The organism is Rahnella laticis, assembly GCF_015644585.1.
Taxonomy (GTDB): domain Bacteria; phylum Pseudomonadota; class Gammaproteobacteria; order Enterobacterales; family Enterobacteriaceae; genus Rahnella; species Rahnella laticis.
Genome location: NZ_JADOBI010000001.1, coordinates 316,354 through 328,648, shown reverse-complemented (window position 1 = coordinate 328,648; position 12,295 = coordinate 316,354). Strand labels below are relative to the sequence as shown.

Below are 12,295 nucleotides of genomic sequence, written 5' to 3'. Positions count from 1 at the left end.
CGTATAATGAAAAACCGGCTATTTGGGCCGGTTTTTTTTCGTCTTACCACTACTTGAGACGGTTACTTTTCCATGCCCAGACGTGGGATTTCAATTTTCGGACAGCGATCCATCACCACTTTCAGCCCGCCATCTTTTGCTAGCACAGCGGCCTGTTCGTTGATCACGCCCAGTTGCAGCCACAGCACTTTTGCTTTAATTGCGATGGCTTCCTGCGCTACACCGTAAGCGGCTTCCGCATTACGGAAAACATCGACCATATCCACCGGTTCTGCGATTTCAGCCAGCGATCCCACCGCTTTTTGCCCCAGCAGTTCCTGCCCTGCCAGTTTTGGACTGACCGGAATGACCTTATATCCCTGAGAAAGCAGATAGGCCATGACGCCATAACTCGGGCGGCCAGGATTATCGCTGGCACCCACCAGAGCGATCGTTTTTACGTCCTCAAGAATTTTGCGAATATCATTGTCTTGCACGGGGTTATCTCCTTTTGACCAGTCTCCGCTAAGTGTAACGCAGCCTGACCGTTTCGACAGGGCCTGGCGCAAAAAGGATCGGTGTGCGGAATTGCCTTATGTGAAATTAAAACATTTTGTAAAACTTTGACACACAATCGCCGTTACTGAATAATGGAGGATGAGCAATGATGTGTCTGAGGAGAGAAGAATGAAAGTCTGTCGTGCGCTGGTCGCATTAGCGAGCTTCAGCCTGATGGCGTCAGCTTCTGCGACCTCACTCAAACTGTCTGCGGATGTGGATGTGCTGGTTATCGACGGCAAACAGATGTCTGGCGCGATCCTGAAAGGAGCAGACAGCCTTGAGCTGGATGGCGGGCAGCATCAGATTTTGTTTCAGGTCAGCAAAAATCTGCACCCTGCTGCCGCGCAAAACGCGCTGATTTATCACTCTCCGGCGCTGATTGTCACATTCAATGCCAAAGGAAGCCGCTCAGTTTCCTTCGTCCTGCCTTCACTGAGCAATGAAAAAGACACCGCCCAGTTCAGTCAGCAAATGAATTATCAGCTGGTGGATGATCAGGGAAAAACTCTGGTAACCCAACGCGATGTCCTGAGCCTCTTTAATCCGGGCAATACGGCTGCCGCTGAAAAGCTCATGATGACGTATAACTTATCCGGCGCACGGGCTGCTGTACCTTCTTTTGCCAGAGGGAATACCGACAGAAAATCGGCGCTGGCGAGTGATGTTCCTTCGCAAATTTCCATCGCTTATCTTCATCCGCTCTGGACGCGTCTGGCCGCCAATGCGGGTATCGAACAATTGTTGCTCTGGTTTAAACTGCCGGAAAAACAAGAACGCGCCTCGTAACTTAATCTGCATCACGCATTCTCTTTCTTAATGCCGAATTGTTCCCCCCGCGCTATGCAGTAAAACAGAGTTTCAGTATTCTGTGTTCCACTCTTACTTTCGCGTTGAAGGGAATTAGATGGAATACACGACCCGTACGATCGCCAAACAAAAACACATTGCCCTGGTCGCGCATGACCACTGCAAAAATACCCTGATGAAATGGGTGGATAAAAACGTTGCTGAACTGTCGCAACACGTTCTCTATGCCACCGGCACCACCGGGAATATGGTTCAGCGCAGCACCGGAATTACGGTAAAAAGTATGCTGAGTGGCCCGATGGGCGGTGACCAGCAGGTTGGTGCCCTGATTGCGGAAGGAAAAATTGATCTGCTGATTTTCCTGTGGGATCCGCTCAATGCCGTTCCTCACGACCCGGATGTGAAGGCCCTGCTGCGTCTGGCAACCGTGTGGAATATTCCGGTCGCCACCAATGTGGCGACGGCGGATTTCCTGATTGCCTCTCCACTGTTCCAGTCAGAAGTGGATATTACTATCCCTGATTATCAGCGTTATTTATGGGCACGCCTGAAAGAGTGATACGCGCAACTGCGTATTTGTCATGCTTTCATTAACAAAACGCCCGGCATTGACCGGGCGTTTTGTTATCAGGGTTTTCTTTGCACCGGAACGCCGATATCTTCCAGCTGCTCCACAAAAATGGAAGGACATGCTTTATCCTGCATTAACCAGACCTGATGCTTCGCGCGGGTCATCGCCACATACAGCAACCGCCGTTCCTCGGCACCCATGAAGTTTTCAGGTTCCGGTAATAAGACCTGCTCCAGCACCGATTCACGCGCCGGAGCCGGGAAGCCGTCGTTGCCTTCATGCAGCCCGACAATAATGACGTATTCCGCCTGCTGACCTTTACTGGCGTGGATCGTCATAAATTCAAGATTCAGCTTAGGCCAGCGGGTAACGGCCTTTTCCAGAATCTGTGGCCGTAAATGATGATAACGCGCCAGCACCAGAATTTTTTCATCGGCAGTGACATAACCACTGAGCTTATCCAGCAGCTTTTCCAGCTGTTCATCCGGCAAGATCACCACGTTTTTCTTGTTGCCCTTCGTCAGGCTGTTCAGCGGTTTTTTCAGCTGATAAGGATTCTGCTGAACAAATTTATTGGCGATTTCACCGATGCGGTCGTTGAAGCGGTAAGTGGTATCGAGCGCGCACTGGGCCCCTTCGCCAAAGTGTGTTGCAAAAGCGGTGGTCAGGGAAAGCTCTGCACCGCTGAAACGGTAAATCGCCTGCCAGTCATCGCCCACCGCAAACAGGCTGGTGCGCTTATTCAGCTTGCGCAATGCCGACAACAACAGCGCGCGCTGCGGGGAGATGTCCTGAAATTCATCGACGAGAATGTGTTTCCACGGGCTGACAAAGCGGCCTTTCTCCAGAATGTTCACGGCCTGATGAATAAGCCCGGAAAAATCCACCGCGCCCTCTTCTTTCAGCGCCGTTTTCCAGGCTTTCAGAAACGGAGCCATAAGGCGGATGCGCTTAGAAAACAGGTCTTTCACGTCTTCGTGTGCGCTCTCAATCATTTCGGCCTGGCTTCCGCCGTGCGTGCGCATCAGACTCAGCCAGCGTTCAAGACGGCTGCCCAGACGTTCGGCCAGCGATTTATTTTTCCAGTAATCCCCTTCCGGCACATCCCATTCAAGCTCATCGGTCATCCACTGCCGCCAGCCGCTGGCCTGCACTTTCTTGCCAGCGCATTGTTCCTGCCAGGTTTTGATAAGCAGGCTGCGGCGCGCTTTAGCATCAGTTTCCAGTTTGCTAATTTTTGGCGCTTTCTTGCTGCCTTCCTGAATAATCTGCAAAGCCAGCGCGTGGAACGTTTTGGCTTTGATCCCGTCGGTATGCAGACGTTCTTTTATACGCGTGTTCATTTCTTCCGCAGCCTGACGTCCAAACGCCAGCAACAGAATTTGCTCCGGTACCGCTTCCTGACGGCGCAGCAACCAGCCTGCGCGCGCCACCAGCACCGAGGTTTTGCCGCTGCCAGCACCGGCCAGCACCAGGACCGCGTCTTCGCCATTCACCACCGCGCGACACTGACTTTCGTTTAGCGGAGAAACTTCGACGGTATCAAAGAAGTCCTGATTTTGCGCAATCACCCGGTCAGTCCAGGCCAGATTGCGTTTATCGACGCTGCGTTTTCCCTGCTCAAGCCAGCGTAAGCAGGTGTGATAATCTTCGCGGCAATTATCGAAATCATTGAGACGCCCGACGGGGACAGGAATGGCGGAAAATGCCCCGGTGATGTCTTTCTGGACGTCAGCCAAATCGGCGCTTTTAAACCACTTATCCTGCTCTTCAATGTGCGTGATTTTTTCAATTTGCCCGTGCAGAACGCCTGCGCTGACGCCACTCATCTCCTCACTCCAGGCCTGCCAGATTTTGAGAAGGTGCTGATAAAAACGCTGCGTTTCCTGCCACTCAGTGCCGTGAAGGCGGACAACTTTTGCCTCGGGCAATTCAAATTCAAGCTCGCCCCAGACAATGCCGCGTTTACAGCGGATCTGGATAAGCTGATTAAAAGGGATCAGGTAGTGATGTTTGTCGCCGCTGACTTCTACGCCTGCATTAAGCAGACGCACCCGGTTATAGGGATGCTGCGCCAGATGTTTCCCGAAAGAGGTCGATTTCAATTCCATATCATCACACCGTTTTTTCTCTTTAATTCCTGACGGAAAAGTAATATTTCTTATTTTACATGCAAGTCGTTTTAAGAGTTTACCTTTGATTTGCAGAGGCGATCCACATTCCAAAACAGGGTAGAATAAGACGGTGTTTCTTTTTAGTTAACCTGAAATTTTTCAACTTATTAATATCTTCGGGAAGAGTCGATATGCGCACTGTACTCAATATTCTTAACTTCGTTTTAGGCGGTTTCTTCACCACTCTCGCCTGGTTATTCGCTACGCTGGTGAGCATTGTGCTGATATTCACCTTGCCGCTGACCCGCTCTTGCTGGGAAATCACCCGTCTTTCACTGATGCCTTTTGGCAACGAAGCGGTGCATGTTGACGAATTGTACCCGGAAAAACGCAGCGCGCTGATGTCCGGTGGCGGAACCCTGTTGAATATCTTCTGGTTTATTTTTTTCGGCTGGTGGTTATGCTTGTCACACATTTTGGCTGGCATCGCTCAATGTATCAGCATTATCGGTATTCCGGTGGGGATCGCGAACTTTAAAATCGCCGCCATCGCACTCTGGCCGGTAGGACGAAGAGTGGTCTCCGTCGAACTGGCAAAACAAGTTCGTGAAGCCAATGCCAGCCGTCAGCTAAAAAACGGACGCATTCGCTGATTTTTCATTTTTGAAGTTAACCGTGGGGTTTTTCCGTGCTTTCTATTGCACCGGGTTTGAGGCGTTATGCCTATAACAGCAATGTGCTTTACCACATCAGGATTTTCATTGCGCTGGCGGGTGCCGCCGCAATGCCCTGGTGGCTGGGTCAGATAACGCTGACCATTCCTCTGACGCTCGGCGTGGTGGCGGCTGCGCTGGCAGATCTGGACGATCGTCTGGCAGGGCGCTTACGCAATTTGCTCATCACTCTGGTCTGCTTTTTTATCGCTTCGGCGTCTATCGAACTGCTGTTTCCCTACCCCTGGTTATTCGCGCCCGGGCTGATGATTTCAACCTGCGGTTTTATCCTGCTGGGCGCGCTTGGACAACGTTACGCCACGATTGCGTTCGGTGCGTTGCTCATCGCAATCTATACGATGCTCGGCACCAGTATGTATCACATCTGGTATCAGCAGCCTCTGATCCTGCTCGCCGGCGCCATCTGGTATAACCTGCTGACGCTGGCCGGGCATATTATTTTCCCCATCCGGCCGCTTCAGGATCAGATTTCCCGCTGTTTCACGCAGCTCGCGGCTTATCTGGAAGCTAAAGCGACGCTTTTTGACCCTGATCAGGAAGACAATAATCAGCAACTGGTGGAACTGGCCATGGCTAACGGCCAGCTGGTTTCTACGCTGAATCAGACCAAAAACACATTGCAAACCCGCCTGAAAGGCGACCGCGGACAGAAAGGTACGCGCCGGACCCTGCACTATTATTTTGTGGTGCAGGATATTCATGAGCGCGCCAGTTCGTCACATGTGAAATACCTCAAACTCAGCGAGCAGTTTCATCACAGCGATATCCTTTTCCGTTTCCAGCGTCTGATGAGTATGCAGGCCCGCGCCTGTTTGCAGCTTTCCCAGTGCATCCTGTATCGCCAGCAATATACGCATAACAGCCAGTTCGAGCGGGCGTTTTCCCGCCTTGAAGAAGCGCTGAAACGACTGGAGTCTCAGGGCGAACATAGGGAAATGCTCCAGGCACTGCGCCACCTTCTGAGAAATTTGCACGCGATTGACGCGCAACTGGCAAATATCGAATCAGAGCAATCATTACCGGAAAATCAGACAGGAAAAAGTCCGTTCGTCGACGATAAGCTCACCGGGCTGGATGATATCTGGCTGCGCATTTCCCGGCATTTCACGCCACAGTCCGTCCTGTTTCGTCATGCGGTGCGCATGTCGGTGGTGCTGTTTATCGGCTACGTATTCATACAGGTCAGCGGCCTGAGCCACGGTTACTGGATTTTGCTGACCAGCCTGTTTGTCTGTCAGCCGAACTACAGCGCGACCCGCCGCAGGCTGGCGTTGAGGATCATCGGGACACTGGCCGGGATCGCGATCGGCATTCCGATTTTGTACTTCGTACCGTCGGTTGAAGGGCAAATGATCCTGATTGTGATCAGCGGATTATTGTTCTTTGCCTTCCGCACCGTGCAATACGCGCAGGCAACGATGTTCATCACCCTGCTGGTGTTGCTGTGCTTCAACTTGCTGGGCGAAGGTTTTGAGATTGCGATACCCCGAATCATCGATACGCTGATTGGCTGTGCTATTGCGTGGGCCGCCGTGACGTTCATCTGGCCGGACTGGAAATTCAGGCAGATTGATAAAGTCGTCAGCAAAACGTTCGACGCAAACTGCCGGTATCTAGATGCGATATTAGTGCAATACCATCAGGGCAAAGATAACAGTCTGGATTACCGTCTGGCTCGCCGTGACGCACACAACTGCGATGCTGAACTGGCGTCGGTGGTTTCGAACATGAGTTCGGAGAAGAATAACGATCCTGCCACGCTGGAAGCGGCGTTTCGCTTGTTGTGCCTGAATCACACCATGCTGAGCTATATTTCAGCGCTGGGGGCGCATCGCGAAAAACTCAGTGATACCGAAACACTGAGGCTGCTTGATGACGCGGTCTGCTGTGTTGACGGTGCATTGCACCATTTGCCTTCTGAAGCCGGGCGGATACAAAAAGCCCTGGATCAACTGACGGCAAAGATCCAGATGCGGACGACAGATTCAGACAGCAAGGAACAGCTTGTCTTGCAGCAAATCGGATTGCTGGTGGCCCATCTTCCAGAGCTCACCAGTCTTAACAGTAGAATTCTGCCCGTTCAGAGCCATGACTGACAGCCTGTCCGGATCCGGTGAAACTTAGTGCATTGTGTCGGATGGTTGTTCTTGCTGGTGGTTAAACCATTGAGTCAGTATTTCTCTGGAAGCCACCGGCAAAGCGGCCTCGTGATATCCCAAAATGGCGCCCTCCAGCGCCATTAACAAGTTAATACCCAGACTCTTCTTTTTCACCGCGCAGAGTTTCAGGTAGGTCTTACACGCGCCTTGTGTACGCAGATCGCCCGAATTTGCTATCCCCACCTGCCAGAGCAACCGCTCCAGAGCCAGAGAAAGATTCGGTAAATCTTTAAGCCGCCCGGCTTCATTATTTTTGCGTAATTCGATTTCACGAAGCATTCCTTTAAGTGAATATTTGCCCAGCTTTCGCACAACGTCTGAATCTTCCCACTGCGAAGGATTCACCTTAAAATAACGTAACCTCACATCCATCCCGCGCTTACGATAAATCAATCTCTCCATCTTCTTCCGGCAAAAATGTGCCTCAGTTTCAGCACTGGCTCGCAGATATAAATCGCCGTCTGAAACCAGTGCAAACATGGCTCCATTAGCAGATAAACTGAAGCCGCCAAACTGGGTTCGGGCACGCACATCCCCCAGAGAAGCAAAAATTTCCAGACACTCCAGCACTCTTTTTTTTGATTGATTTATCATTGCGTTATCCTTTTCATGTTCATTCCATATATCCCATGTAAGTTACCTGTACTGCTAAAAGCAAAATACGCAATGTAGAGATGGGCAACAAACATAAAATGCAGCCAGAGGATATTCCCTTCAAAATTTGCGAGATGTCTTGGAAAAATTGGGTTGATCTTTGCTCATCGCCAGAGTACTGTACATTCATACAGTAACCTACTGGGGTATATCACTATGCGCACTCAACATCTTACAAATCATCATTTTAGTCAGTCTGCTTTGCCCGTCAGTCACACACAGGTAAATTCGTCTGCGTCCTTGAATAATGGTCTGATCACGGAGTTCGTTTATAGTGCGAGCCAGCCAGCATTTGCGCAGTTGCTTCTGCCATTGCTTCAGCATTTGGGTATGCAATCCCGCTGGCTGTTGTGGCTCACGCCCCAGCAGAAACTGAGCCGTCACTGGTTATCCCAATCGGGTTTGCCGGTCGATAAAATGGTGCAGGTAAATCAGATCACCGCGATGTCGACAGTTGATGCAATGGAAAAAGCGTTGCTCACGGGGAATTACAGTGTTGTGCTTGGGTGGTTACCCGATTTGAATGATTCAGAAAGAGAAAGACTGCAAATTGCAGCACGTCAGGGAGGGTCCTACGGGTTCATTATGAAGCCAACAAATGAACAGAATTCAGCTAGTAGACATCACTCCACCGTAAAAATTCACTCTTCTGTATACCATTAGTTCAAAATAGGAATGTTCCTACGAAAATAGTACGGAACTTAGTGATTTGTGCTGAAACCGGCTTCAAACCCAGTAAAAATGGGTATTCCGGCCTCAGATTATCTCCAGTTTTTGTCAACAATTAGTCAAAGCCGTTAAGAAATGTGTACGTTTTTCCCTTTTTTTCCACGGTGTTAACACTTCAAGCTTGTAAGTTTCGCGCCACGTTGTAGACTTTACAACGCCAAGGTTGCTCTATAATGCCAACGTAAAGTGGCAAGTTCTTAATTGAAGCAAGAATCTTGGCGTAAGGATTTTAACCAAGGGCTTAAAGCTTAAAGCTCAATTGCCTATTTGGATGATAACGAGGCGCAAAATGAAAAAGACAGCTATCGCATTAGCAGTGGCACTGGCAGGTTTCGCTACCGTAGCGCAAGCCGCCCCTAAAGATAACACCTGGTATACCGGTGGTAAATTGGGCTGGTCCCAATACCATGACACTGGTTTCGCAAATGCTTACGAAGGTATCGGCAACGGCCCTACCCACGAAAGCCAACTGGGTGCAGGTGCGTTCTTGGGTTACCAAGCGAACCAATACCTGGGCTTTGAAATGGGATATGACTGGCTTGGCCGTATGCCTTCTAAAGGCAGCGTAAACAACGGCGCGTTCAAAGCACAAGGCGTTCAGCTGGCTGCTAAACTGAGCTACCCGCTGACTGACGATCTGGACCTGTACACCCGTCTGGGTGGTATGGTTTGGCGTGCAGATTCTAAAGGTGCATTCGACAACGGTGCTGCTGGCCGCGTAAGCGATCACGACACTGGTGTTTCTCCACTGGCAGCAGTTGGTGTTGAATACGCAGTGACCAAAAACTGGGCTACCCGTCTGGATTACCAGTGGGTTAACAACATCGGCGACGCGCAGACTGTTGGCGCACGTCCAGACAACGGCATGCTGTCTGTAGGTGTTTCTTACCGTTTCGGTCAGGATGATGTTGCAGCACCAGTTGTTGCACCAGCTCCAGCACCAGCTCCAGTTGTGGAAACTAAGAAATTCACTCTGAAGTCTGACGTTCTGTTCAACTTCAACAAAGCAACTCTGAAACCAGAAGGCCAACAGGCTCTGGATCAGCTGTACAGCCAGTTGAGTTCAATCGATCCTAAAGACGGTTCAGTTATCGTTCTGGGTTACACCGACCGTATCGGTTCAGAACAATACAACCAGAAACTGTCTGAGCAACGTGCACAGAGCGTAGTGGATTACCTGGTATCTAAAGGTATCCCTGCGAACAAAATCTCTGCACAAGGTCAAGGTAAATCTAACCCAGTTACTGGTTCTACCTGTGACTCCGTTAAAGGCCGTGCTGCTCTGATCGACTGCCTGGCACCAGACCGTCGTGTAGAAATCGAAGTTAAAGGCTACAAAGATACTGTTACTCAGCCACAGGCTTAATAACACTCTTTAGCTTTAACGACAGATACTAAAAACCCCGCTTCGGCGGGGTTTTTTTATGCTTTGCATTCAGCAATTCGAATACAACGGGAGAAGGCTTTCAACCAGAGATAGAAAAGGCTCAGAGATCTTGTTTACCAAGGATTTGCTGTAAGTCTTCTTTGAGCGAAGACATCTGGTTGGCATATTTCTCTTTTCGTTCTGCGTCTTCAAGCAGTTGAATGATGGTGTCAGATAACGTTGCACCACGACGCTGTGCAAGGCCTGCCAGCCGCTGCCAGACGAGGAATTCTAAATCGATGGATTTCTTACGGGTATGTTGATGCTCAGCATTAAAATGACGTTTTCTGCGCGCACGGATAGTTTGTTTAAGCCGGTTTTCCAGCGCCGGATTCATGTTATTCACAATCCAGTCCGTGACCTTCACTGGCTCATTTTCCAGACTGAGAAGTTGGTTCACGGATTCCTGTGCGGCACTGTTCTCTAAATGACGGGTGATCCGCTCACCTTCCCGGTGTTTCTTCACTAGGTACTTCCATTTCCAACCGCTTTCAAGATTTTCTAGTTGCTGATATTTCATCGTGAACTCTTCGGTGACCCCGTAACTTTACTAAGCATAACAGCTTTATTTCAATTTTCACCCCAAATAAACCTGCATATATCGACCATTTTTTGCGCACCTGGTCAGCAATGTGCACTAAGCCATGTTCAGTCGCGACTCTCATTGTATGCAGCCGGATTTATTCTTGTATAATCGCTCTTTCCCTTTTTATAGAAAACAGCTAACACATTGACCAATAACCGACTTGACTGGCAGCTTTTACTGCCTGACTCCGCGCCTTATGAGGCAATATTTGCAACGGCAGCCCAGTTAGCCCCTGTCGATTTCGCTGGAACACAGCCCCGGCTGGAAAATGGTTTAACGCTGTTTTGTCATCCCCGCTCCCGCCCTCGCTTTATGACGCTTAAGGCGCAGGAAAACCGTGAGTATCTGTCACGCATTGCTCAGGCGGTTAACGATCTGTTGCCTGAACCCACTGAAGTGACTGGCAACCGCTATCATATCGAAGGCAGTAAGGTCACCCTGCTCGCAGCAAAATCGGCGGAAGATGCCTTTGCCGCGAAGTTCACCTGCCAGTATCGCGAGTGGCTTGAGCCGGAGCAGCTGTTTGGCTGTGTTCGTGTGCATAAAGATCTCATCCAGCTCGAACCTGGTCTGGTTCATCAGGTTAATGGCGGTGTTCTGGTGCTGTCTATCCGCACACTCATCGCTCAACCGCTGATGTGGCTTCGCCTGAAACAGATGATCACCGAAGGCATGTATCACTGGGTTTCCCCGGATGAAACCAAACCTTTACCGGTTACCATTCCCCCCATGCCACTGGATCTCCGTCTGATTCTGGTTGGCGACCGCCTCTCTTTGGGCGATCTGAGTGACATGGAACCGGAGCTGATGGATTCTGCCATTTATGGCGAATTTGAAGCTGACCTGCCGCTGACAGAAGAAAGCGATATGGAAACCTGGTGCGGATATGTCAACACGCTGGCCGATGAGCTGGAAATTCCCCGCCTTGCTGCCGATGCATGGCCTGAATTCTTTAAGCTGGCAATCCGCCAGAGCACCGATCAGGGCAGTCTGACGCTCGATCCGGTCTGGCTGAACACGCAACTCAGCGAAGCTGCCCTCTATAATGAAGATGAGCTGCTGAGCGCCAAAGCACTGGAAGCCGCGTCCAGCGCACGTGCGTGGCGCGAGAGTTATCTTCAGGAACGCATGCAGGATGAAATTGAGCTGGGCCAGATCCGCATCGAAACCGAAGGTGAAGTGGTCGGGCAAATTAACGGGCTGTCGGTGCTGGAATACCCCGGCCACCCGCGCGCGTTGGGTGAACCTTCACGCATTAGTTGTGTCGTACACACCGGCGACGGCGAATTTACCGACGTTGAGCGCAAAGCAGAATTAGGCGGCAATCTTCATGCGAAAGGCATGATGATTATGCAGGCCTTCCTGATATCCGAGTTAGAACTCGACCAGCCTCTGCCCTTCTCCGCTTCGATTGTGTTTGAGCAGTCTTACGGTGAAGTGGACGGCGACAGCGCTTCCCTTGCTGAACTCTGTGCGCTGATCAGTGCGCTGTCGATGCAGCCGATTAACCAGCAAATTGCGGTGACCGGTTCTGTCGATCAGTTTGGGAATGTGCAACCTATTGGTGGCGTGAACGAAAAAATCGAAGGTTTCTTCGAGGTTTGTCAGCGTCGCGGTTTGACCGGTAAACAAGGGGTCATTCTGCCAACCAGCAACGTGCGTAATTTATGCCTGCATCCGCAGGTGATTGACGCCGTTCGTGAAGGCCAGTTTCACTTATGGGCAGTTGATAGCGCAGACGAAGCGCTGCCTATCCTGACCGGACTGATTTACTCCAACGAAGGAGAAGCTGAAGAAGAGCGTGCGAGTTTGCTGGGATTAATTCAGCAGCGTATTGCGCTGGTCACGTCTCAGGGCGGCCCGCGCTATCCGTGGCCTCTTCGCTGGTTGAACTGGTTCAACCACAGCTGATCGGAGTTGTTCAGCTTACAGCTGTAAGCTAAGCTCCGCCCTTCAATAAAATAAGGCTTACATA

Annotated in this window: 11 protein-coding genes; 7 read left to right on the top strand and 4 right to left on the bottom strand. The window is 50.6% G+C overall.

The annotated features are described in order from the left end of the window. Positions 1-62: 62 nt before the first annotated feature. On the bottom strand, positions 63-476 hold the full coding sequence (locus tag IV433_RS01270; protein ID WP_152324122.1) for a CoA-binding protein: 414 nt from the start codon (positions 474-476) through the stop codon (positions 63-65). Positions 477-666: 190 nt separating this feature from the next. On the opposite strand from IV433_RS01270, the gene IV433_RS01265 reads away from it, so the two are divergent. Together IV433_RS01265 and IV433_RS01260 are read left to right on the top strand one after the other, a co-directional pair. Next, a complete protein-coding gene (locus tag IV433_RS01265; RefSeq protein WP_195812764.1) occupies positions 667-1,326 on the top strand; it encodes a YccT family protein in 660 nt (219 codons plus the stop codon). A gap of 118 nt (positions 1,327-1,444) precedes the next feature. Next, positions 1,445-1,906, top strand: coding sequence for a methylglyoxal synthase (locus tag IV433_RS01260; RefSeq protein WP_152324124.1), 462 nt, complete (start codon positions 1,445-1,447; stop codon positions 1,904-1,906). A 68-nt stretch (positions 1,907-1,974) separates the two neighbouring features. On the opposite strand, the gene helD is transcribed toward IV433_RS01260, so the two are convergent. Continuing rightward, positions 1,975-4,029, bottom strand: coding sequence for a DNA helicase IV (helD, locus tag IV433_RS01255; RefSeq protein ID WP_195812765.1), 2,055 nt, complete (start codon positions 4,027-4,029; stop codon positions 1,975-1,977). Positions 4,030-4,223: 194 nt separating this feature from the next. On the opposite strand from helD, the gene IV433_RS01250 reads away from it, so the two are divergent. Together IV433_RS01250 and yccS are read left to right on the top strand one after the other, a co-directional pair. Further along, the gene (locus IV433_RS01250) at positions 4,224-4,685 is read left to right on the top strand and encodes a YccF domain-containing protein (protein ID WP_165058060.1); all 462 of its coding nucleotides are present in this window, start codon (positions 4,224-4,226) and stop codon (positions 4,683-4,685) included. Positions 4,686-4,720: 35 nt separating this feature from the next. Beyond that, a complete protein-coding gene (gene yccS / locus IV433_RS01245; RefSeq protein ID WP_195812766.1) occupies positions 4,721-6,862 on the top strand; it encodes a YccS family putative transporter in 2,142 nt (713 codons plus the stop codon). A gap of 24 nt (positions 6,863-6,886) precedes the next feature. Here the strand turns inward: yccS and IV433_RS01240 are convergent, their stop codons facing one another. After that, positions 6,887-7,519, bottom strand: coding sequence for a TfoX/Sxy family DNA transformation protein (locus IV433_RS01240; protein ID WP_195812767.1), 633 nt, complete (start codon positions 7,517-7,519; stop codon positions 6,887-6,889). Positions 7,520-7,735: 216 nt separating this feature from the next. Between IV433_RS01240 and sulA the strand changes: the two genes are divergently transcribed. Continuing rightward, positions 7,736-8,242, top strand: coding sequence for an SOS-induced cell division inhibitor SulA (gene sulA, locus IV433_RS01235; protein WP_195812768.1), 507 nt, complete (start codon positions 7,736-7,738; stop codon positions 8,240-8,242). A 355-nt stretch (positions 8,243-8,597) separates the two neighbouring features. Continuing rightward, positions 8,598-9,674, top strand: a complete 1,077-nt coding sequence (ompA, locus tag IV433_RS01230) for a porin OmpA (protein ID WP_195812769.1) — start codon at positions 8,598-8,600, stop codon at positions 9,672-9,674. Positions 9,675-9,795: 121 nt separating this feature from the next. Here the strand turns inward: ompA and matP are convergent, their stop codons facing one another. Then, positions 9,796-10,254 (bottom strand): macrodomain Ter protein MatP, encoded by a 459-nt coding sequence (matP, locus tag IV433_RS01225; protein WP_195812770.1) that lies wholly within the window; start codon positions 10,252-10,254, stop codon positions 9,796-9,798. A gap of 210 nt (positions 10,255-10,464) precedes the next feature. On the opposite strand from matP, the gene IV433_RS01220 reads away from it, so the two are divergent. Next, entirely contained in the window at positions 10,465-12,231 is a 1,767-nt protein-coding gene (locus IV433_RS01220; RefSeq protein WP_195812771.1) for an AAA family ATPase, read from the top strand. Positions 12,232-12,295 lie beyond the last annotated feature (64 nt).

Bases quoted from the DNA above. Each gene is read 5' to 3' on its own strand.
- IV433_RS01240 (WP_195812767.1), bottom strand. From the start codon at position 7,519: ATGATAAATCAATCAAAAAAAAGAGTGCTGGAGTGTCTGGAAATTTTT.
- IV433_RS01250 (WP_165058060.1), top strand. From the start codon at position 4,224: ATGCGCACTGTACTCAATATTCTTAACTTCGTTTTAGGCGGTTTCTTC.
- helD (WP_195812765.1), bottom strand. From the start codon at position 4,029: ATGGAATTGAAATCGACCTCTTTCGGGAAACATCTGGCGCAGCATCCC.
- ompA (WP_195812769.1), top strand. From the start codon at position 8,598: ATGAAAAAGACAGCTATCGCATTAGCAGTGGCACTGGCAGGTTTCGCT.
- matP (WP_195812770.1), bottom strand. From the start codon at position 10,254: ATGAAATATCAGCAACTAGAAAATCTTGAAAGCGGTTGGAAATGGAAG.
- IV433_RS01260 (WP_152324124.1), top strand. From the start codon at position 1,445: ATGGAATACACGACCCGTACGATCGCCAAACAAAAACACATTGCCCTG.
- sulA (WP_195812768.1), top strand. From the start codon at position 7,736: ATGCGCACTCAACATCTTACAAATCATCATTTTAGTCAGTCTGCTTTG.
- IV433_RS01265 (WP_195812764.1), top strand. From the start codon at position 667: ATGAAAGTCTGTCGTGCGCTGGTCGCATTAGCGAGCTTCAGCCTGATG.